Below are 21,505 nucleotides of genomic sequence, written 5' to 3'. Positions count from 1 at the left end.
CCTTGTGCGTTTCCGCCAGAAGCCCCGGCCGTTCCGCCTGCGAGGATCAACTTCGGCCCCCCTCTGGTCCCGCCCCTCGCGGCCTGTTGAATTCTTGCAGGAGCTGGCCTTAGAGTCGCATGAATAATGCTTTGCCCGTCTGGTGATGGGGTCAATGATGGATAGCGCAGAGCAGGTTGCACCACGTCCAGTCGGCATCGTCATCGATCTGGCCGACGTGGATGCGGGCATGTTGCCAGAGGTCGGGGGCAAGGCCGCCAACCTCGGTGTGCTCCTGGCTGCAGGATTCCCCATCCCGGACGGCTTCTGCGTCCGCACCGCTGCCTACCGGCAGGCAGCGGCCGCTGCAGGGCTGGGCCCGGCAGTTGAGGCGCTGCAGGCGTCTGCCGACAGGCCGGGCGCGGAAACCGGACAGACGGCGTCCAATCCGGGGGAACCGGACCTGGCCGGGTTCGCGGAGCAGATACGCACCAGGCTCGAAGCCACCCCGATACCCGAGGACATCGCCGAAGCCATCCTTGCCGCCTACACCCGTCTGGGCGAGGACACTCCGGTGGCTGTGCGGTCCTCCTCCACGGCAGAGGACCTGCCTGAAGCCAGCTTCGCCGGCCAGCTGACCTCTTATCTCAACGTCATCGGACCGGACGCGCTCCTGGCCGCGGTCCGCGGATGCTGGGTCTCCCTGTGGACGGAACGGGCGGTGGCCTACCGTGCGGACCACGGGATTGCCCAGGACTCTGTCGGCATCGCCGTCGTTGTTCAGAAAATGGTCGATGCCGCCGTGTCCGGGGTGTTGTTCACGGCCAACCCGCTGACCGGACGGCGCCAGGAGACCGTGGTCGATGCGGCGCCCGGACTCGGCGAGGCACTGGTCAGCGGGGCCGTGAACCCGGACCAGTTCAGGGTCGATGCAGCTACCGGTGAAATCCTTGAGCGCAGGTTCGGGGACAAACGCATCGAAATCCGGGCCACCCCCGGTGGCGCCACCCGGCGTCTGCAGCTGCAGGACGGCCTGCAGCAGGCGTGCCTGACCGACGAGCAGGTTCAAGACCTTTACAGGCTCGGCGCCCTCGCAGAGGAACACTTTGGCGAGCCGCAGGATCTGGAGTGGGCCATCGAACCGGACGGCGAAGTGCGGGTGGTGCAATCCCGTCCGATCACCACGCTGTATCCGCTGCCCGAGCCATACGACCGCGACGACGGTGCCCGCGCCTATCTGTGTGTCAGCCTGCTGCAAGGGCTGACCCGGCCGATGACGCCCATGGGCATGGCATCCTTCGACATGATCGCGAGCAGCAACCGGGCCGCGTGGACAAGCTACGGCGAGGCTGTCTACCGGTTTGCCCAAGTCGGAATGCGCATTTATCTCGACGTCACCCCGCTAGTGCGCAGCAAGGGCGGCCGCAGCGGCATACTGCGCTTGATGAAAGCGGCGGATGCCAGGTCCGTGGACGTGTTGAGGCACCTGGCGGCCGACCCCCGGTTCTCGCTCATCAGGGAGTCCCGATCGGCGTCGCTGAAGACAACCTTCCGCGCCTTCCCGCAACTGCGCCTGCTTCCCCAGGTCCTGCGTGCGATGGCCAACCCCGCCGCAGCGATGGCACGGGCAAAGGGGTCGCGCAACGAGTTCGAACGAATGCTGGTGCTGCAGGAGCCAGCCTCCAGTGCCCGGCGGCTGGACTTCGTAGAGCGCGTCCTCGGCAAAGACGTCACCTCCGTCCTGGTACGCGAATTGCCGCCGCCCGCTGCCGGGTACATTTGGCTGGGCCTGGCCCGTTTGGCGCTGGGCCGGCTGGCGCAGACCGGCGACCTGCAGACGGTGCTGCGGGGCTTACCGCACAATGTGACCACTCAGATGGATCTGGACCTCTGGCGCACCGCCAGTGTGATCCGCGAGGACGCTCAGTCGGTCCGTACACTCACGGAGGAAGACCCCCAGTTACTGGCCCGCCGCTATCGTGAGGGCGCGCTGCCCGCCGTCTGCCAGAACGAACTGCGCGCTTTCCTCGCCACCTATGGTCACCGCTCCGTGGCCGAGATTGACCTCGGCATCCCCCGATGGTCCGAGGACCCGGCCCATATCATCAACGTCTTGGCCAACTATTTGAAACTGACGGACCCGGAGCTCGCGCCGGACCGGCTATTCAAGCGAGCCGCAGAAACGGCCGAAGCCAAAGCAGCCGAGCTGGCCGCGCGGGCCCGCGGCAGGTCCAGACTGCGGGGAAGGATCGTGGCGCACAGCCTCCGACGCGCACGCGCCACCGCCGGCATGCGCGAGTCACCCAAGTTCCGACTTATCGCCACCCTCGCTGCCCTCCGCCAGCAGCTTCAACTGGTGGGCAAGGAACTCGCCGATGCCGGCCGCATCACGGCCCCCGACGACATCTTCTTCCTCGACTTCACCGAAGCCCGCGTGGGTCTGCGCGGCGCGGACCTGCGCGGACCCATCGCCGAACGCCGCCGAAACTACCAGCGCGAAATGCGGCGCAGGCACATCCCCCGGCTACTGCTTTCCGACGGAACCGACGTCGAAGCCGCGATGGCTGCGCAAACCCGCGCGGTATCGCCCGCGGACGGGCAGCTGAGCCCGGGAACCCTGGTCGGGGCGCCGGCCTCCGCCGGCACGGTGACAGGCAAGGCCAGAGTCATCCTGGACCCGGTGAGCGCGCGACTGGAACCCGGCGAAATCCTCGTTGCCCCGTCGACGGACCCGGGATGGACACCCCTATTCATGACCGCCGGAGCACTGGTAATGGAAATGGGCGGGCCCATTTCCCACGGAGCCGTCGTCGCCCGCGAGTACGGAATACCCGCCGTCGTCGGAGTACCCGATGCAACCACCCGAATCAGAACCGGTGACACCCTTTCCGTGGACGGCGCCGCGGGAACGATCGTCGTGGAAGCATGACTTGGCGCTTCAGTGCCCGTTCACCCGTGGTGCAGGCTGCCGACGTCGCCTCGCGAGCTTGGGGCCGCGCAGCTCGTCGGAGCGGACCAGGATGACGCCGCCCACGATCAGGGCACCGCCGAGCAGCTGGATGATGGCGGGGAGCTCGCCCAGCAGCAGCCAGGCCCAGATCACGGCGAACAGCACCTCGGTCAGCGAGACGAAGGAAGCCACCTTGGAGCCGAGCGCCCGTGCGGCCATGATGCCGGTGACATAGGACAGCACCGTGGACAGCAGCACCAGCCCGGCGAGCGGCACCCACCACTGGGTATTCCAGCCGGCCAGCTGCACATCGGCAGTGCTGAAGGCCATCGGCAAGATCTGCACCGCACCCAGGACCACAATGGCGGCACCGCCCACCAGCAGGCCGCCGGCGGCCAGCACCAGCGGGGGCAGCGAATCGTTCTGCTTGGCGGTGATGAAGAAGTAGACCACCAGGCAGACTGCCGCGCCGAGTCCCCAGAGGACGCCGGCCAAATCAAGCTTCACCGGCCCGAACACATCGAGGACCAGCATCAGCCCGGCCACCGCCAGCACGGTTCCGGCGATAGTTGCCGGGCGGGGCATGCGGCGGCTGGTCAGCCAGAGCCAGAGGACAATCAGCACCGGCGCCAGGAACTCCAGCAGCAGCGCGACACCCACGGACAGGGTGGCCACGGCGTTGAAATAGAACAGCTGGCAGCCGGCCACACCGATCAATCCGAAGAGCACAATGGTCTTCCAGTTCTTCTGCAGCTGGTGCCACCGGCCGCGCAGCATGATCGCGGCGGGCAGGGACAACACCAGCGCCGCGGCCACCATGCGCACGGCCACCGCGGAGGCGGGTGTCCAGCCGGATTCCAGCAGGGCCTTGGCAAAAGATCCCGAGAGCCCGAAGACCGCGGAGGACGCCAAGGCAATGCCGACGCCGGCCGCGGCGGAGCCGGGGCGTGGCAGGGCTGTCTGGGTGCGCTGCTCGGCGGTGGTGGAAGCCATGGGTGGTCCTTCAGGGATGTGCGGTTCTCCCGGCGCAGCGTGGGCCTGTCAGGAGTCATAAGCGGTATACTCCTTACAATAATACCGCTAAGGTTCAGGAGTCAAGATGGTTTTTGCTCATGACACGCAGCATTCGCTGGTGGACGCGGCGCGGCTGGTCAACACGGCCGAGGTGCATCCGGACAGCCTGGCCAGCGTGGCGGAGCTGGACGCGCTGGTCGACGAGTTCGGACTGACCGGCTCGCGCACGCATTCCGACGAGGAACTTCAGGCGGTCCGCTCGCTGCGCCTGGTGCTCAAGGAGGCCTGGTCAGCGCCGGAGGACCGCGCCGTCGCCATGGTGAACAAGATTCTGGCCGACGCCGGTGCCATCCCGCAGCTGATCAAGCACGACCAGTGGGACTACCACCTGCACGCCACCAGCCCCGCCGCACCTCTGGACGTGCGGATTGCGGTGGAAGTTGCGATGGCGCTGGTGGACGTGATCCGCGAGAAGCAGCTGGACCGGCTCCGGACCTGCGCCGCCGACGACTGCTCGGCGGTACTCGTGGACCTGTCGAAGAACAGATCGAAGCTTTTCTGCGATACCGGTAACTGCGCCAACCGCACGCATGTGGCCGCTTACCGGGCGCGGAAGTCGGCTGCCGCGAGCTGACTACCCGGCGTGCTGCGGGCCAAGCGCCCGCTCCCCCACGGCTGGCCTACCGGTTGCCGGCCGAAAAGGGCGTGCCCGGGTCCAGATCGATCACGGTGCGCAGCGGCGGCAGCACCGAATCTTCCCAGGTGGCGGTGAACTTCATTCCCTCCGGGCCGTTCAGCTGGGCCTTGGACTGGATCACCGGCCCGTGCTCGTAGAGGTAGGCAGCCACGTTGAAGGCCAGTTCCACCAGCACGTTCGGGTCTATGTCCCGAAAATGCACCTGCACGTCCGGCAGGCCCAGCTGGTACATGCCCAGGCTGTCCACCACCATGGCGCCTTCGTCGTTGCTGACCAGGAAGAACCGCATGTTGACCGGGCCGGCAAGCGGGTGGGCGGCCTCCAGTTCGTCCGGGCTGCGCCAGTGGGCGTTGTGCAGCCAGCGGATGGCGGCCGGGCTGGTCTCCGCGGCCAGCAGGCGCAGCACCCCCTGGAAGGACTCCACGCGCGGTTTCGGTTCGAAGCCGCTGGCCAGCACTTCCGTGACCAGGATCCGGTGGCTGCAGCCGGGCACCTCCTGCTCCGCATCCGGCCAGGACCAGCTTTGGTCGGTGGGCGTGGCTTCCAGTGCTTCGGCGGAGGGCAGCTGCCCACGCGGAACGGCCAGGCCGGTGCTCAGATGGACGGTCTGCACGCCGGCGGAGCCGTTGATGTCGAAGGAATGCTCTGCGTGCGGCAGCAAGGCCACGCCGTCGGAAAACGTGGCGCCGGGAAATTCGACCAACAGCCGGTTCCGGAGTTCATCGTCGAAGAGGCCGGGGTCGGAACGGTACCAGAGCTCCGCCGCGAGGGTGGTCTTCGCTTCGGGGGCGTGCTCGGCGTTCGCTGCTGCGGTATTGCCGGGGTCGGCCGGGAAGGGATGGTGCGCGGAAGGGTCACCGGAAGTCATGCTGCCAGCTTGTCAGGCCCGGGCGGGCCCGCGCCAGCGCATCAGCGGGTGGCGCCGTCGCCGTCGTCGTTATGCGACAGACGGTTCCCGGCCTGGCCAGGATTCTTGGCGTCTTCCGCTGCCTGCTGCGCTTCCACCTGGGCCCGGCTCTGCGGCGTACCCGGGGCCGGTACGCTGCCGGCGCCGCCGGGGATCTTGGACGAGCTCCGGTGGATTCCGGAGCCCTCGCTGAGGTGGCTGGGGTTCTCCTTGGTGGACATGGTCAGCACCGCCACCACCAGCAGGGAGGCGATGAAGGCAATGCCGGCAGCGGTCACGCCGAGGTCCCAACGCAGCAGGTTGCCGGACCCGCCGGTGGCGAAGACCATGGTGAGGAAACCGGCGATCACGGCCAGCACCGCCGAAAAGATCAGCGGGCCCTTGACGGACATCCGCTTTTCGTCCGGGCGTCCAGACGCGTTCTTGCCCACGATGATTCCTCCTGCTGACGGGGTAAAGCCATATCCAGTCTACCGGTCGTAGAAGTGGTACAGGGGGTGCCGGTGGCCGGCGCCACACTGGCTCGGCCCGGGCGGGCCCGCTCAGCCGGCTGTGGGTTGCCGCGCGTCGTGGCGCAGGCTCAACGCGGCGATCAGCAGCACGACGGCGGTGATGATCGCCGCCCCGCCCAGCACACCCAGCAACGCGTGCGGGCCGAGGTACGAGAAGAACGGCAGGGCGATGCCGAAGCCCACGGACACCGCCCCGGTGATCAGCCAGTCGCGGGCCAGCACCGACCCGGCGCCATCGGCCCCGGATGTGGAGCCGGGCGCGGCGGCAGGGCCGGCGCCTGCTGCCGGCCGGCCCTTCGCTGCACCGGGCGGCCGGTTGCTCCAGCCGAGCATCAGCTCCGCGCCGCCGGAGACCAGCAGCGCCGCGGTGGCCAGCACGGTGAACATCGGCACCGTCTGGAACACGCAGGCGAGGACGCCGGTCACGGCCAGCACGGCGGCCTGCAGGAGGAGCAGCTGGCGGTGCGCCGCGGCGGCCGGCTGGCGGGCCAGCAGCCAGACCGCCCCGCCGCTGAGCAGCAGGAAGAGTCCGCCGGCCACCGCCATCACGGTTCGGCCGGGCTCTTGCCAGAAGATGGTGATGGCGCCGAAGGCAGCGGCCACCAGGGCACGGATCAGGACCGGCTGCCAGAACGCGGCGGCCTGGGTAGTACTCGGGATCGTCACGGCTTCCAGCCTAATGCGCGCCGGTGATCATCCACGCATCGTTGCGCACCCGCCAGCCCAGCGTCGCGGCGCGGGCCGCCGTGTAGCCGAGCGCGAACGCCGCCCACAGCCACAGCAGGCCCTCGGTGCCGGTCAGCCCGGCCCGGTCCACCCATACCAGCAGCGGCGCATAAACGGCCAGATTCACGACGCCGGCGATGGCCAAATACCGTGCGTCGCCTGCGCCGATCAGCACGCCGTCCAGCACGAACACGAACCCGCAGATGGGCTGGCTCAGCGCCAGCACCCAGATCGCCGCGGTGAAGGCCTGGTGCACGGCCGGATCGGAGGTGAAGACCCAGCCGAGCACCGGAGCAACCGCGGCCAGCAGCAGGCCGGTCACCGCACCGAACCCGATGCCCCAGACGATCATCCGCCGGGTCAGCGAGTGGGCCAGCGCCTTGTTCGACGCGCCCAGTTCCTTGCCGATCAGGGCCTGGGCGGCGATCGCGATCGCGTCCAGCGCGAAGGCCAGGAAGCTGTACATGGTCATCACCAGCTGGTGCCCGGCCAGGCTGACCGGGCCCTGCGAGGTGGCCACAAAAACGGTGGCGAGCAGCGCAATCCGCATGCTCAGGGTCCGGAGCATCAGCCAGGACCCCACGTGCGTGGTGGCCTTCAGCCCTGCCCAGGTGGGCCGCAAGGGCACGGAGTATTTAACCGCCCCGCGGTAGACGATGACCAGGTAGACCGCAGCCATGCCCCACTGCACCATGCTGGTGCCCATCGCCGAGCCGGCCACGGAAAGTCCCATGCCGTAGACCAGCAGGAAGTTCAGGCCGATGTTGACCAGGAAGCCGACGCCGGCCACCAGCAGCGGGGTCTTGGTGTCCTGCAGCCCGCGCAGCACGCCGGTGGCCGCCAGCACAATCAGCATGCCCGGCAGGCCCGGCATCGACCAGCGCAAATAGTCCACGGCAAAGTCCTGCACCGGTCCGGTGGCGCCCATCGCAGCGAGCAGTCCGGGCGCGGCCATCCAGCCGGCGACGGCCATCACCACGCCGACGATCAGCGCCAGCCAGATCCCGTCACGGCCGACGGCGTAGGCCTCCGCCAGCCGGCCCGCGCCCAGTAGCCGTGCCACCGCGGGCGTGGTGGAGTAGGCCAGGAAGATCATCAGTCCGACGACGGTCTGCACCACAGTGGCAGCCAGCCCCATGCCGGCCAGTTCCGCCACGCCAAGGTGTCCCACGATGGCCGAATCGGCCGCGAGGAACAGCGGCTCGGCGATCAAGGCCCCGAACGCGGGGATGGCCAGCGCAAGGATGCGCCGGTTCAGGCCCTGTCCCTGCTGCTTTGCAGCCGTCTTCACCGGATTCACGCCTTCCAGCTTAGGCCTCCGGCCGAGTGGATTCGGGCGTGATGAACCGGCACCGCGGACCCGGAGCATTCGCCAAGCGGACATCTCGAGTGGCCAATGGAAGCTCCAGCTGTTCGGCAAGCGCTACATAGGCGGCATCATAGGCAGTAATAGAGTGCCTCAGCTCCCAGATTCGTCCCGCGAGCAGGCCGAACGGCCATGTCTGGAGGGGCCACTGCTGCAACTCAGCGAAGGCAGCTGCCGCACGAATGCCCGTGAGCCGCCCCGTCAGCTCTTTTCGGCGCAGAACGTTCGCCGCTTCGAACAACGCCAGTTCGGGCGCATGGTTCTGGTCTGACTTCAGTAGATTGTGCGTCCACGCGCGTTCCGCGGGAGCTCCCACCAACGCTGCCAGCATGACTGAGGCATCTACGACGAGGCCAGTTGGAGAAGTCACCGACGATCTGTGTCCAGGGCTTCAAGTATCTCGTCGGTGGTCAAGCCATCATCTGTGTTCAGCACGACATTCGCTTCGAGCCCCCGGACGAAATCTGCCGGTGTGGGACGGACCGCCAACTGCGCCAATTCCGCCTTGAGGTACTCCTGCAACGATTTGCCCGACCGGCTAGCCTTGACAGCCAATTGATCCCTGACCTCTTGGGGCACATGGCGGATGGTGATGGAGACCGACATGATGTAAGTCTACGCCGGTGCATGCATTTTGCAGGCACACCTTTCACCTGTTGACCGTCGGCAGAGCAAGACTCCAAACGTCACGCGCTGGTGCCCGCTCGGCGCAGGGCGAGCACCGCCGTCGTGCCCGCGATGGCTGCGAGCGCGGCGGTGAAGGCTGCGACGCCGGTCCAGCCGAACTGGCCGAAGAAGAGGCCGCCGACCCAGCCGAACAGGCTGGAGCCTGCGTAGTAGAACAGGTTGTAGAGGCTGGAGGCCTGGGCCGCGCCTACCGTGGCGAGCCGTGGCGTCCAGCCGGACGCGATCGAATGGGCGGCGAAGAATCCCGCCGTGAAGAGCAGCAGCCCGAGCACGATCAGCGGCAGCGAATCGGCCAGCGTGACCGCCAGCCCGGCAATGCTGACCACGATCCCGCCCAGCAGCACCGGCAGGCGGCCGGTCCGCACCGTCAGCCCGCCGGCCACCCGGGAACTCACCGTGCCGGCCAGGTAGGCCAGGAACACCAGTGACGCCAGCGACGCGGGCAGGAAGAACGGCGGCCCCTCCAGCCGGAAGCCCAGGTAGTTGTAGACGGCCACGAAGCCGCCCATCAGCAGGAACCCCTGCGCGTACAGCGCCAGCAACGGCACCGAGCGCAGGTTGGCCAGGATCCGCTGCCCGAGCCCGGGGCCCTGCCCGCGCCGCAGGGGACGGAAGCCGCGCGGGGACGGAGCCAGCCGGACGAACAGCACCGCGGCCAGCGCGGCCGCGAGGCTGACCGCCAGCACGCCCGCGCGCCAGTCGGCCCACTCCCCCACCGGTCCGGCGATCAGGCGCCCGGCCAGGCCGCCGACGGTGGTGCCCGCCACGTAGGTGCCGGCGGCCACCGCCGCGTGCAGCCGCTGCACCTCCTCATTCAGATAGACCAGTGCGACGGCGGGGATCCCGCCCAGCGCGGCACCCTCCAGAAAGCGCAGCGCCAGCAGGGCTGGGAAGTTCGGCGCCAGCGGCAGCAGCAGGCCCAGCACCACGGCGGCGCTGATCGCCCAGGTCATGGTGCGCTTGCGGCCCGCACGGTCTGCCACCGCCGACCACGGAATCACCGCGAGCGCCAGGCCGATGGTGGCGGCGGAGACGGTGAGCGCCGCGTCGGCCGGGCTGACGTGGAAGCTGCGGGCGATGCCTGGCAGCACGGCCTGCACCGAGTAGAGCTGGGCGAAGGTGGCGAAACCGCCGAACAGCAGGGCCAGCAGCATGTTGCGGTAGCCCCGGCTGCCTTTCGGGTGGCCCGCCCAGGGTTGCTCCGCACTACTCACGGATCCGATGCTAAGCCAGAAGCGAGCGCCGGCCGGAATTGTGTGGCTGCCGCTGGCACCGCCGGGTTCGGGCTTCGGGTGGCCACCGCTGGCGCCGCCGGGTTCCGGCGCCGGACCTCCTCAGTGCCGGCCGCGTCGCAGCAGCCGCCCGCGGGGCACCTCATCGGTGACCGGGACGCCGCGCAGGAAGGTGTGCCGGATGACCCCTGCGAGGGTCTTGCCGTCGTAGGGACAGACCGGGTTCTTGTGCCATAGCGCCGCCGCGTCCACGACGAAGGACTCCTCGCCGGCGAAGACGGCGAAATCGGCGTCGGCGCCGATGGCAATCCGGCCCTTGCGCTCCAGGCCAGCGATGGCGGCCGGCCGGGCGGACATCCAGTCCACCACCCGTTCCAGTGCCACGCCCCGTCTGCGCGCCTCGGTCCAGACCAGCGGCAGGCCCAGTTGCAGCGAAGCGACCCCGCCCCACGCGGTGCCGAAGTCTCCATGCTCCAGGTCCTTCAGGCCCACGGGGCTGGGCGAGTGGTCGGAGACGATGCAGTCGATCGTGCCGTCGGCCAGGCCTGCCCAGAGCAGCTCACGGTTGGCTTCCCCGCGGATAGGCGGACAGCATTTGAACGCGGTGGCTCCATCCGGGATGTCTTCGGCCGTCAGCGTCAGGTAGTGCGGGCAGGTCTCGACGGTGAGCCGGATCCCTGCGGCCTTGGCCTCGGCGATCTCCGCCAACGCGTCGGCGGAGGACAAATGCACGATGTGCACGCGTGCCCCGGTGCTGCGGGCCAGGTCGATCACCTCCGCTATCGCCGCGGTTTCCGCGCTGCCCGGCCGGGAGGCCAGAAAGGACGCATAGATGGTCCCGGCAGGATGCGGCGCCCGGTCGATGGTCGCCGCATCCTCGGCGTGCACCAGCATCAGCGAGCCGCAGGTTGCCAGTTCGGCCAGGTCCTTCTCCAGTTCCGCCGGGCCCAGCGGCGGGAACTCGTCCACTCCGGAATGGATCAGGAAGCACTTAAAGCCGAAGACCCCCGCCTCATGGAGCGGCCGCAGGTCTGTGCCGTTGCCCGGCACCGCGCCGCCCCAGAAACCGACATCCACGAAGGCCTGGTCGACGGCGGCGGCCCGTTTCTCCTCCAGCGCGGGCACGGTCACGGTGGGCGGGATGCTGTTCAGCGGCATGTCCAGGATGGTGGTCACACCGCCGGCCGCTGCAGCGCGGGTGGCGGAGGCAAACCCTTCCCACTCGGTTCGCCCCGGCTCATTGACGTGGACGTGCGTATCCACCAGGCCGGGGATCAACGTCTCGTCGGCTGCAAGTTCGAGCGTGCTGGCGCCCCGCAGCCCTGAACCCAGTGGCGCAACTGCCACGATGGTCCCGGCCCGAACACCGATCTCCCGTGGCCCTGTTCCGTCCGGAGTCATGACCCGGGCGCCCCGCACCACAAGGTCGCAGACCTGTTCCTCGTCTTCGGTCAACGGACTTGCTCCTATCTCGCATCGCGGCCGTATCCCTAGAGCATGATCTGGCGGTTGACATCCTTGTACAGCAGGTAACGGAAATTGCTCGGACCGCCGGCGTAGCAAGCCTGCGGGCAGAACGCCCGGAGCGACAGAAAGTCGCCTTCCTGCACCTCCACCCAATCGCCGTTGAGCCGGTACACCCCCTTGCCTTCGAGCACGTAAAGGCCGTGTTCCATCACGTGCGTTTCGGTGAAGGGGATCGATCCGCCCGGCTCGAACGTGACCACGTTGACGTGCATGTCGTAGGCCAGGTCATCCGCGGGCAGCATCCGGGTGGTGCGCCACCTGTTTTCCGTATCCGGCATCGGCACGGGCTCGATCTCCTGCTCGTTGCCGAAGACCGGCTCCGTGCTATGGCCCTCCAGCGGCTGGTAGGCCTTGCGGATCCAGTTGAATTGCACGGGCGCATCGCCGTCGTTCATCACTGCCCATGCGACACCGGCCGGGGCGTAGGCAAATCCGCCCGGGAGCAACTGGCGACGCTCACCGTCGATCGTCACGGACAGCTCGCCGCTGACCACGAAGATGAAACCCTGCACGGTCGGTTGCTCTTCCGGCCGCCCCGATCCTCCGCCGGGATCCACGTCCATCAGGTACTGCGCGAACGTGCTGGCGCCTCCCGGGACCGGTCGGTTGAGGATCCAGGCGCGGGTGCCGGCCCAGCCGGGCAGCATGCTGGTGACGATGTCGCGGAGTACGCCGCGCGGAATCACCGTGTAGGCCTCGGTAACGATGGCCCGGTCGGTGAGCAGGTCGGTTTGCGGCGGCAGTCCGGCGGGATTCGAGTAGTAGTGGTGCGTGGTCATGGTGTTCCCTCCGGCGCGGAAACTCTGGGTGGGTAGGCCAGCGAACGGAGCCGCGCCACGGGGACCTCCACCAGATGGAGGAACTCGGCCTCCTCCACCGCGCCGCAGGTCAGGGCGCGGTCGAGGAAGCGGGCGAGCGCGCGAACAGTGGCGGGTTCATCCAGGACCGTTCCCTCGATCCCCTGCACGTAGTTCCTCAGCCGCGTGGCCGCGGCCTGCATTCCGCCGCGGTAGAAGGCATAGGTGGCCAGGAAACGGGTGGCGAGCTGGGCCGGGTGCAGGTCCCAGCCCTGATAGATGCCGCGTTCCAGGTGCCGGCGGACCAGCCTGGCATGCAGCGCCCAGGCCGCCCTGACGTTCCCGGGGTCGCCGACCGGAAGGATGTTCGTCGAACCGTCGGAAAGGCGCACGCCGGTTCCCGCCACGGCAACCTGCATCACGCTCTTGGCGTGGTCGGCCGCCGGATGCTCCATCGATTGGTAGCCGGCGGCGATTCCCAGCGAGGCGCTGTAGTCGTAGGTTCCGTAGTGCAGGGCCGAGACCCGCCCGGCGCCCTCGTGGATCAGCCGGGCCACCGGCACCGTGCCGTTCGCGGCGAGGATCAACTGGGGCGTCTCCACCTGGACTTCGAAGCGCAGCCGCCCCGGTGTGAGACCGTGCGCGCGCTCCAGTTGCTCGCTGGCGTACACCATGGCCCGGACCTGGTCCACGGTGCTGACTTTGGGCAGGGTGAGCACCAGCCCGTCGGGCAGGCCGCGTCCGCCGGCCCGTTCGGTCAGGGACGCGATGAACAGATCCAGCGTGCGCAGTCCGCGGGCGCGGGTGGCCGCCTCCAGACACTTGAACCGGATGCCGATAAACGGCGGCGCGGTGCCTTCAGAAGCCGCCCGGGCCACCAGCTCGCCGGCCCGCAGCGCCGCGGCGTCTTCCTCCTCGTCGTCGCGCTGGCCGTAGCCGTCCTCGAAGTCCAGACGCAGGTCTTCGATCGGTTCGGTCTCCAGCTTGCGCCGGACCAGCTCCGCCAACCGGCCCGGTTCCCCCAGCTCCAGGGACACCGCCAGCTGTTCCAGCCCGCCGTGGGCCTTGGCAACCGCCAGCGCCTCGGCACCCCACCGAGCGGGCAGCTCCGGGACGTATGCGTCGGCGGGAATATAGACGGTATGAACTGGCTGACGGCCCGCGGGCTCGCCCGGATAATGGGTGGCGAGAAGGCGGTCGGTGGCGGCAAGTTCGGCATCGATTTGGGCCACCGCGTCCGGCCCCAAGGCCAGGCGGCGGGCCATCAGGACACCAGCTCGTAGGCCGGCAGGGTCAGGAAGTCCACAAACTCCGCACCGGTTGCCAGCTCACCAATGAGCCTGCTGGCGGGCAGGTAGTGGCGCTCAAAGTCTTCGGGAGCCACTTCCCCGCGCAGCCGCTCGGTTTCCTCGGCCAGCAGCTTGTCCACCAGTTCGGTGCTGACCGTGTTTCCGGTGTCCGCCAGCACCACCTTGTTGTGCAGCTGCTGCCAGATCTGCGAGCGCGAGATTTCGGCGGTGGCGGCGTCCTCCATCAGGTTGTGGATGGCCACCGCTCCGTTGCCGGACAGCCAGACGGCGGTGTAGGCCACCGCCACGTAGAGGTTCAGCCGGAGCCCGGCCTCGGTGACCTCGCCGCCTGCGGACGGAATGTCCAGCAGTTGGTCCGGCGTGACCTGCACGTCCTCGCGCAGCCGGTCCAGCTGGTTCGGCCTGTCGCCCAGCACGACATCGAACACTTCCTGGCAGATCGGCACCAGATCCGGGTGGGCCACCCACGAGCCATCGAAGCCGTCGCCGGCCTCCCGCGTCTTGTCCGCGCGGACCTTCTCCACCGCCCGGGCGGTGGTGTCCGGTTCGCGTCGGTTCGGGATGAACGCGGCCATCCCGCCCATGGCGAAGGCGCCCCGGCGGTGGCAGGTCTTGACCAGCAGCTCGGTGTAGGCCCGCATGAACGGGGCCGTCATCGACACACTCGCGCGGTCCGGCAGCACAAAGTCCGCGCCGGCGTCGCGAAAGTACTTGATGATGCTGAACAGGTAGTCCCAGCGGCCGGCGTTCAGACCGGAGGCATGGTCGCGGAGTTCGTAGAGGATTTCCTCCATCTGGAAAGCCGCCGGGATGGTCTCGATCAGCACCGTGGCGCGCACGGTCCCGCGCGGGATGCCCAGGGCGTCCTGTGCAGCGGTGAACACCTCGTTCCAGAGCCTGGCCTCCAGGTGGCTCTCCATCTTGGGCAGGTAATAGAACGGGCCCTGGCCTGTGGCGGCAAGATGCGCCGCGTTGTGGAAGAAGTGCAGACCGAAGTCCACCAGCGCGCCGATGGCGGGCGCGCCGTCGATCAGCAGGTGCTTTTCCGGCAGGTGCCAGCCGCGCGGGCGGACCACCACGGTGGCCAGCGGCGCGTCGGTCCGCAGCCTGTACTCTTTGCCCTCGGCGGAGGTGTGCGACAGCTCGCCCCGTGCGGCCCCGTAGAGGTTGAGCTGGGCATCAATCACGTTGTGCCAGGTCGGCGCGCAGGCATCTTCGAGGTCCGCCAGCCAGACCTTGGCACCCGAGTTCAGCGCGTTGATCGCCATCTTGGCGGGCGACGCGGGCCCGGTCATCTCCACCCTGCGGTCCTGCAATGCCGGCGGAGCCGCGGCAACGCTCCAGTCGCCGGTCCGGATGTGTTCGGTTTCCGGCAGGAAATCCAGCCTGCCGGATTGCGCTGCGGCGCGGCGGTGCTCGGCACGGCCGGCCAGCAGCGCGTCCCGGGTGCCGGCGAACCTGTTGTGCAGCTCCTCGATGAAGGCCAAGGCCTCCGGCGTGAGGATCTTCTCGGCGCCGGCCACCGGCGGTTGGTCGGTTATCGCGATCGTCATCGTGTTCCTCCCTGGGGGATCGGTCTTGGGTCGGCCGCCGCCGTCGGGCTAGCAGAAACCCGGCATGGTGGCCCAAATCTTGTGGTTGGCCGGGCTCCCCTCGCGCTGGATGGCCGCTTCGATCAGCCCGTACGGCCGGTCGGCTGCGAAGAACACCTCGTTCGGGTTGTCCAGGCCGAACGGCTGCAGGTCCACGGCGAAGTGGTGCTTGTTGGGCAAGGACATCCTGATCTCCTCGATCTCCGGCTGCGCCTCCAACACCAGCCGTCCCATCTGGAACATGGTCTGCTGCAGGGCCAGCGAGTGGGTCTCGGCGAAGCCCTTGAGCAGCAGCGACCGGACATTGGCGTAGACGGCATCGAAGTCCACCTCCGTGCTCCGGTAGCGCCAGCGCGCCGTGACGTCGGTGGCCAGGATGCGGTCGGTGGTTTCCTGCAGCGTGGTGTATCTGTCCCGCGGGAAACCGTGGAACTCGCTGCCGGTGGACTTGAGCACCGTCAGGCCCTGGAGACCGGCCACCACGGTGGCCCCCGTTTCGGAGATACCGACGACGGCGGTGCGCACCTCGCTCTTATTGCGCGAGAAGGCGTGGTCATGGTCGTTGATCCGGTCCCAGAAGTACTGCTCGGCCGACCAACGCCCTCCGGTGATCCAGTCGAACCTGCCGGTGAAGTACCGTCCCAGCCGGAGCAGGAATTCCTCGGGGGTACCCACCCCGTCCCGGGCCAGGGCATAGACGGTGTTCTTCTGCGTATCCGTGGCCACCACGTGCGCATTGTCGCCGGCCACGTGTGCCTGCTCGAAGTCTCCGTGCAGCTGGGAGGTGACGTTGAGGTCCTGGATCTGGTGCCGGTCGGTCTCCCGGGTGATTTTGACCAGGCGGACTTCCGCCTTGCCGTACTGGTTAGGGCCCAAAACCACCCGGGTGGACGCTCCGGTGCTGGCGGCTGCGCTCATCCTGGCTAGCTCCCTCGGTAGGTTGAGTAAGCAAACGGACTGATCAGAAGCGGTACGTGGTAGTGCTGGCCCGGATCCTTGATCTCGAAGGTCACCTCCACGGACGGAAAGAACGTCTCCACTCCTGCCGCCGCGAAATACGGCCCTGTCTCGAACCTGATCCGGTAGACCCCGGCGTCTACTGCCTCCGGCCCGAGGGTCTTGATCCGTCCGTCGCTGTCGGTATGCCCGGAGGCAACTTCCCGCCAGCCGGACATCGATTGCGCCTCCAGCAAGGCTTTGACACCGACTGCCGGCCTCCCGGTGCCGGTGTCGAGGATGTGGGTGGTGATATGGCTGGCGTTCACTGCTCGATCACTCCCTCGAGCCGCAGCAGGGCGATCTCACGCAGCTGCCGGCCCACCTCCGCGATCTCCTCCTCTGGCGAGTTGTCCAGCCGGCTATTGAGCTGCTTGAGGATGTCTTCCGTGCTGCGGCCCGCGGCGCGGATCAGGAAGACACGGCCAAACTTTTCCTCGTAGGCCAGATTCCGCCGGCGCAATTCCGCCTGAACCGCACCGTCACACGACACCCCGGCCTGTTCATCGCGGGACATTTCCGCTTCGGCGCTGGCGCCCCCTGCACGTTCGCCGATGCGCGGGTGGCGGGCCAGCGCCGCATCGATTTCGGCCACGCTCCAGGGATCCGCCGCGGTTTCGGCCGCGGCCAGCAGCTGCTCCTTGCCAGAGAACGGGCGGGCAGCAACCAGCTCCGCCACCCAGCGGGAATTATCCACGCACGGAAGCAGCAGCGCGGCCGCCTCGGAAGCCGGAAGGGAGTTGAAGGACGATAACTTCATGGCAGGCGTCAGCTCTTTCGTCAGTTTCCACCCCAGCGCTGAACACCCTTGACCATCGCCAAAAAGCGACTTGATTCGATGTTTAAATGGTGGAACTCGTCAGGTGGGCCTCAGTCTAGGCCAAGCCGCCACCCTTGTGAACAGCATGGATACAACGGTGGCATCCCCCGGCGTGCATAGAGAGGGCCGATACCGTTGCTGTGGCAACTACTGGTCATATCGTCGATTACCGGTGATTCAGAATATGCCGTCCGACGTAGGTCGGTTCAACTAAGGCCTCCGTTGCCAGCTGCTCTGTTTCGATGCGGGCGGCTGCCCGGGCGCGACGGTGAATGACGTACTCGGCCACGGTGACGTTGATGACCGCGGCCGCTCCCGTGATCAGTACTTGGAATCTGATGCCGGGCTGGCCGGCCAGGATCTCAGGTCCGATGATGATGAGAGCCTCAGTGCCGGCGGCTGCGCCAATTGCGTATGCACGAGTCATCCATGCGCTGTGTCGGACGAGGTCGCGTCGACGAATCGCGTAGAACAACCCGAGGACGATGCTCGACACCATCGAAAAGCCGATGATCAACCTCAGAAAGAGGAGCGCGGCACCGCTATCTGCCGAGTGGCTATAGAAGACCGCCATCCACAGGCCAGAAAGCGCAGCGGCCAGCCCAGCGGGCACGAGAATGCGCCCCGCGATCCGATGCCATCTCCGCCCCCGCAGTGCCGGGACGAACTGGAACGCTCCGAGCAGCGAGTACACCGTGGCACTGATGATATGAAGGGACACCGGGACAGGAGATTCGAAGAACCGCTCGTTGTGCGAGGTGATCTCCGCACCGCCAGCCAGCTCGGCGAGACGCATCGCCCCGCCCAGTATCGGGGTGAGGCTGAGCAGTATCAGCCCGGTGGGCACACCCCAAAGTGCGGGCTTGCGCCGGGTTTGACGGCGCCTCGCTTCGGTTTTCATTGGTTGCACGACTCATTGGGGTCTGGATGTGAAGCTGTGGTTATCATCTCCAGGCATCTCCCCGTGCGCTGACGTAGCGCCGCCAGCTGTATCCCCATGGAATGACTGCGATGATGACGATGACAAAAAGGCAGCTGAAGAGGAGCTCGCCGGCAGCGGCGTCCAGATTGTCGGAGAGCACGAGGGGGAGGGCGACGGCGGCGAACCAGATGAGTTTCCATGCCACTTCGAACAGCAGGATCGGGAGCATTTTGACCGGGTACCTGAGGCCTAGGAATGCCAGGAGCGACATGGCCGTCAGCACGCAGGCGACTACGCCCTCCATCAGCGGAAGGGAGTGGACGCCTTGGACGAACAGCGGCCACTTGACGATGGCCAATCCCACGCCCATGAACGCATATCCGACACGCATGACGTTCAGACGGCGGGTGGACAGCCCGTCGGTGCCGCCGTGCTGTCCGGCGGCGGTGGTTGTATCAACGGTAGTACCGTCGACGATTCGGGCAGTGGGCATGATGGTCTCCTGGGGTGATGGCACGGCTGGACCGGATTCGCCCCGGGGCGGCCGCTCGAGTCTTAGGATGTTCGTTCCCTGCTTCAACGGGAAGCGGGCGATCCGAAACCCCGTCCGGTGGGCTGACCGTGGGGGCGATTACCAACGTAGGCGGATCGGGCGCCGGTGGAATCAGTGGAACAACGGAGACGGCACTGAAACAGGCACCGGGACTTCAGCTGGCGTTTGCGGCCACCCACGCTGCTATCTGGGCCCGCTTGCTGAAGCCGAGCTTGTTGAGCGTGTTCCGCACGTGACTCTCCACCGTTCGTTCGGAAAGGAAGAGACGGCCACCGATCTCCTTGTTGGTGCAGCCCTCCGCGACGAGCCGGGCGACCTCCAGCTCGCGGCGGCCCAGGGGCGCCGAACCGGTGGTCCCAACCGACGGGTCGGAGGGTGGAGTATTTTCTCCCAGGGCAAGCTGCACCGCCGCGGCGCGCCCGAGCGACCGGCCGGCCGCGGTTTCGGAGGCGAATCGAGAGGGCCCCAGCGCCGCTGCAGTGGTCGCCGTGGCCGGGGCCAGGGCGCGGCGGATCCCCGTGTTCAAGGTGGCCCCGGCTTCCTCGCGCAACGTCTCCATGGCGCCGAAGAGCCGGGCGGCCAGCCGTGGCTCGCGGCGCCTTGAGGCGCAGCATCCCAGGCCACCCAGCAGGTAGCACTGAGCCACCCGGTCGTCCAGGTCCCGGGCGATGCTGAGTGCCTCGAGGAAGTGGTGCTCGGCCTCAGCGCTCTTTCCGAGCTGCAGGGTGGCGAGTCCAATGTTCATCAGCATCATTACCAGGCTGTACTGGTCGCCGAGCTCCCGGCTCAGGGCAGCCCCGGGTGTGGCCGAGGCTATGACCGTCGATGGGTAACCGTCGAGGACGCCGTTCAGCGCGGACGCCTGGTGCACCATGAGGGTGGCGCCCACCTCGTCGATGTCCGCGGCGATGGCCGTGGCCTCTTCGAGCTGACGTCGTGCAGTACTTGGATCTGCCGACATGGTTGAGGCAATGGAGGCCATCGCCAACAGCCGCGCGAGGACAGCGTCCGGCCCTTCCGCGCGGGCAGTCGCGATCCCAACGGACAGGCTGCGGGCGGCCACTTCCGGGTCGTTCTGAAGCACGGCCAGGAAGCCGCGGACGAAGTGCGCCACCGGGCGGCCCCTGCCATTGCCGCTCTCGAGGAGGCAGTCGAAACGCCGGGCACCTTCGCTGGTTGCCCGGGTGATCCAGAAGTACATCAGGCTGGCGGCCAAGTCGACAGCCGCCGGGTCGCGGGCGAGGGTAAGCCGGTCGAGCACGGCACGGACGTTGTCGGCTTCGAGCTCCATCCAGGACAACCACGGCAGGAGCCGGCGACGGCCCTCTGCCGCGAACTGGCCGCACCTGCGCGTAAAGTGGCCGGCCAGCCGCTCGTGCATCGCGTGGATCTCACCAGCCTTAACCAGATGGAGGTGGCCGAACTCGCGCATGGACTCGTGGAGACGGTAGCAGGGCGTCATCGCTGCGGTATCACGGACCACCAGCGATTTGTCTACCAGTGAGGACAGCAGGTCGGTGGCCGCGGACGCGGAGCCGTCCTCGAGGCAAACCATCTCCACGTCGTCTATCTGGAATCGGCCGGCGAAGGCACTGAGTCGGCGCAGCAGTTGGGCTTCCTGCTCATTCAGCAGATCGTAGCTCCACTCAATGGCCGCCTGAAGGGTTTGGTGCCGTGGAAGGGCTGCCGGTGACCCTCCGCTGAGCAGCGAGAACCGCTGCCCGAGCCGCCCGCAGATCTGCACGGGCGTCAGCGCCCGGGTCCTGACCGCGGCCAGCTCGATCGCCAGGGGTATCCCGTCCAGCCGACGGCAAAGCTCCACGACCGACGCCCGGTTGTCACCGGTGAGCTCGAAGACGCCCGAGGCGGCCGCAGCGCGTTCCACGAAGAGCTGGACAGCCTCGTTCAGCCGGAGTTTGCCCAGGTCTTCGATCTCGAGGGGCGGCAGGTCCAGGGGTGGCAGCGGGACGACATGTTCTTCGATCAGGCCCAACGGTTCCCGGCTGGTGGCCAGTATGCGTACCCCGGGCCCGGCCTTGAGCACGTTGCTCGCCAGCTGCGCGGTTTGTACGGCCAGGTGCTCGCAGTTATCGAGCACGAGCAGCAGGCGCTTGTCCTTCACCTGCGCGCACAAGGCCGCAATCGGATCACCTGTGCCGTGCTCGCGCAGGCCCAAGGCAGCGAGTGCCGTGCTGGCTACCAGCGTGCGGTCACGGACCTCAGCGAGCTCGACGAACCAGACTCCGTCCGGGAAGTTCCGGCTTAGCTGTCCGGCGAGACGAATGGACAGCCGCGTTTTCCCCACGCCTCCCGGGCCCACCAAGGAAACCAGGCGGGCGGTCTGGAACTTGTTCTTGGCCTCACCGAGTTCCGGCCGCCGCCCGACAAAGCTGGTGGTCTCCGCCGGCAGGTTTCCCGCGGGCCCGCTCTGCCTCGCCATTCGCTGACAGTACCACCGGCACCCCAACGACGGGCGGTTCCCTGCTCTTTCAGTGGCAGTTCAGTCATTACCCGCATCCGCTGGCCTGCTGCAGAACATATCGTCCATAAAATGAATGAGAAAGCAGGCATCTCCCGGGTCGAAATCCACCTCACCAGAACGCCACCAGCCACGCGTCTGACCCGGACCGCCGGGGTAAGCGAAGTCAACGTTTCGGGGACAGTCCTCACCTGCCTGGTATCCGGCAGCTTCCAGCCGCTGCTGGAATCCCTGCAAGGATACGAGGTGGTCCGTCTGTGGTCCTCACCTGGGTCCCTCACGCAGCCCAAACACTGACGTTCGCGCAAGATGAAGCTGCCACGGCAGTGGCGGCCAGCTGTGAGAATCCTGGTGTGGGGGTCGAAGAATGAACATACCGTCTTCTATGCACTTGACGGGCGCGGGTCAGCCGCTGGCCGTCGCCTCATACAGACGACTC

General features: G+C 67.6%; 21 protein-coding genes. 3 read left to right on the top strand and 18 right to left on the bottom strand.

What is annotated here, in order from left to right; all coding sequences use genetic code 11:
- Positions 1 to 157 precede the first annotated feature (157 nt).
- Entirely contained in the window at positions 158 to 2,908 is a 2,751-nt protein-coding gene (locus MNQ99_RS01715) for a PEP/pyruvate-binding domain-containing protein (protein WP_338423108.1), read from the top strand.
- Positions 2,909 to 2,917: 9 nt separating this feature from the next.
- Here the strand turns inward: MNQ99_RS01715 and MNQ99_RS01710 are convergent, their stop codons facing one another.
- On the bottom strand, positions 2,918 to 3,922 hold the full coding sequence (locus MNQ99_RS01710; RefSeq protein ID WP_241914214.1) for an EamA family transporter: 1,005 nt from the start codon (positions 3,920 to 3,922) through the stop codon (positions 2,918 to 2,920).
- Positions 3,923 to 4,028: 106 nt separating this feature from the next.
- Here MNQ99_RS01710 and MNQ99_RS01705 point away from each other — a divergent pair, with 106 nt between their 5' ends.
- Positions 4,029 to 4,577 carry a CGNR zinc finger domain-containing protein gene (locus MNQ99_RS01705; protein WP_127512189.1) on the top strand — a complete coding sequence of 183 codons (549 nt, stop codon included), beginning with the start codon at positions 4,029 to 4,031 and terminating at the stop codon, positions 4,575 to 4,577.
- 46 nt (positions 4,578 to 4,623) lie between these two features.
- Here MNQ99_RS01705 and MNQ99_RS01700 read toward each other — a convergent pair whose 3' ends face one another.
- The 17 genes from MNQ99_RS01700 to MNQ99_RS18995 form a co-directional block, all read right to left on the bottom strand.
- Positions 4,624 to 5,508 carry a DUF4261 domain-containing protein gene (locus MNQ99_RS01700; protein WP_241914213.1) on the bottom strand — a complete coding sequence of 295 codons (885 nt, stop codon included), beginning with the start codon at positions 5,506 to 5,508 and terminating at the stop codon, positions 4,624 to 4,626.
- A 41-nt stretch (positions 5,509 to 5,549) separates the two neighbouring features.
- Positions 5,550 to 5,978, bottom strand: a complete 429-nt coding sequence (locus MNQ99_RS01695; protein WP_241914212.1) for a hypothetical protein — start codon at positions 5,976 to 5,978, stop codon at positions 5,550 to 5,552.
- A 111-nt stretch (positions 5,979 to 6,089) separates the two neighbouring features.
- Positions 6,090 to 6,725 (bottom strand): hypothetical protein, encoded by a 636-nt coding sequence (locus MNQ99_RS01690; protein ID WP_241914211.1) that lies wholly within the window; start codon positions 6,723 to 6,725, stop codon positions 6,090 to 6,092.
- Between the two features lie 10 nt (positions 6,726 to 6,735).
- On the bottom strand, positions 6,736 to 8,085 hold the full coding sequence (locus MNQ99_RS01685) for an MATE family efflux transporter (RefSeq protein ID WP_422387483.1): 1,350 nt from the start codon (positions 8,083 to 8,085) through the stop codon (positions 6,736 to 6,738).
- 10 nt (positions 8,086 to 8,095) lie between these two features.
- Complete coding sequence (locus MNQ99_RS01680) at positions 8,096 to 8,521, bottom strand: type II toxin-antitoxin system VapC family toxin (protein ID WP_241914210.1); 426 nt, start codon at positions 8,519 to 8,521, stop codon at positions 8,096 to 8,098.
- Positions 8,518 to 8,757, bottom strand: a complete 240-nt coding sequence (locus MNQ99_RS01675) for a FitA-like ribbon-helix-helix domain-containing protein (RefSeq protein ID WP_241914209.1) — start codon at positions 8,755 to 8,757, stop codon at positions 8,518 to 8,520. The genes MNQ99_RS01680 and MNQ99_RS01675 overlap by 4 nt, the downstream gene beginning before the upstream one ends.
- An 80-nt stretch (positions 8,758 to 8,837) precedes the next feature.
- Positions 8,838 to 9,992, bottom strand: a complete 1,155-nt coding sequence (locus tag MNQ99_RS01670; RefSeq protein WP_422387512.1) for an MFS transporter — start codon at positions 9,990 to 9,992, stop codon at positions 8,838 to 8,840.
- A gap of 180 nt (positions 9,993 to 10,172) precedes the next feature.
- The gene (allB, locus tag MNQ99_RS01665) at positions 10,173 to 11,525 is read right to left on the bottom strand and encodes an allantoinase AllB (RefSeq protein WP_277883584.1); all 1,353 of its coding nucleotides are present in this window, start codon (positions 11,523 to 11,525) and stop codon (positions 10,173 to 10,175) included.
- Between the two features lie 35 nt (positions 11,526 to 11,560).
- The gene (locus tag MNQ99_RS01660) at positions 11,561 to 12,376 is read right to left on the bottom strand and encodes a bifunctional allantoicase/(S)-ureidoglycine aminohydrolase (protein ID WP_241914208.1); all 816 of its coding nucleotides are present in this window, start codon (positions 12,374 to 12,376) and stop codon (positions 11,561 to 11,563) included.
- On the bottom strand, positions 12,373 to 13,659 hold the full coding sequence (locus MNQ99_RS01655) for a DUF6986 family protein (protein ID WP_241914207.1): 1,287 nt from the start codon (positions 13,657 to 13,659) through the stop codon (positions 12,373 to 12,375). Before MNQ99_RS01655 ends, MNQ99_RS01660 begins: the two co-directional genes overlap by 4 nt.
- Positions 13,659 to 15,257 (bottom strand): malate synthase A, encoded by a 1,599-nt coding sequence (aceB, locus tag MNQ99_RS01650; RefSeq protein ID WP_241914206.1) that lies wholly within the window; start codon positions 15,255 to 15,257, stop codon positions 13,659 to 13,661. The genes MNQ99_RS01655 and aceB overlap by 1 nt, the downstream gene beginning before the upstream one ends.
- A 48-nt stretch (positions 15,258 to 15,305) precedes the next feature.
- Positions 15,306 to 16,214, bottom strand: a complete 909-nt coding sequence (pucL, locus tag MNQ99_RS01645) for a factor-independent urate hydroxylase (RefSeq protein WP_241914205.1) — start codon at positions 16,212 to 16,214, stop codon at positions 15,306 to 15,308.
- A 5-nt stretch (positions 16,215 to 16,219) separates the two neighbouring features.
- A complete protein-coding gene (gene uraH / locus MNQ99_RS01640) occupies positions 16,220 to 16,561 on the bottom strand; it encodes a hydroxyisourate hydrolase (protein ID WP_241914204.1) in 342 nt (113 codons plus the stop codon).
- A complete protein-coding gene (gene uraD / locus MNQ99_RS01635; protein ID WP_241914203.1) occupies positions 16,558 to 17,052 on the bottom strand; it encodes a 2-oxo-4-hydroxy-4-carboxy-5-ureidoimidazoline decarboxylase in 495 nt (164 codons plus the stop codon). The genes uraH and uraD overlap by 4 nt, the downstream gene beginning before the upstream one ends.
- A 226-nt stretch (positions 17,053 to 17,278) precedes the next feature.
- Entirely contained in the window at positions 17,279 to 18,013 is a 735-nt protein-coding gene (locus MNQ99_RS01630) for a DUF2306 domain-containing protein (protein WP_241914202.1), read from the bottom strand.
- 43 nt (positions 18,014 to 18,056) lie between these two features.
- Positions 18,057 to 18,527, bottom strand: a complete 471-nt coding sequence (locus tag MNQ99_RS01625) for a hypothetical protein (protein ID WP_241914201.1) — start codon at positions 18,525 to 18,527, stop codon at positions 18,057 to 18,059.
- Positions 18,528 to 18,741: 214 nt separating this feature from the next.
- Positions 18,742 to 21,027, bottom strand: a complete 2,286-nt coding sequence (locus MNQ99_RS18995) for a LuxR C-terminal-related transcriptional regulator (RefSeq protein WP_277883583.1) — start codon at positions 21,025 to 21,027, stop codon at positions 18,742 to 18,744.
- A gap of 111 nt (positions 21,028 to 21,138) precedes the next feature.
- On the opposite strand from MNQ99_RS18995, the gene MNQ99_RS01610 reads away from it, so the two are divergent.
- On the top strand, positions 21,139 to 21,363 hold the full coding sequence (locus MNQ99_RS01610; protein WP_127512174.1) for a hypothetical protein: 225 nt from the start codon (positions 21,139 to 21,141) through the stop codon (positions 21,361 to 21,363).
- Positions 21,364 to 21,505 lie beyond the last annotated feature (142 nt).

Origin of the sequence: Arthrobacter sulfonylureivorans (genome assembly GCF_022637435.1) — a bacterium.
GTDB classification, from domain to species: Bacteria; Actinomycetota; Actinomycetes; order Actinomycetales; family Micrococcaceae; genus Crystallibacter; species Crystallibacter sulfonylureivorans.
This window is presented reverse-complemented; position numbering and strand designations above follow the sequence as displayed.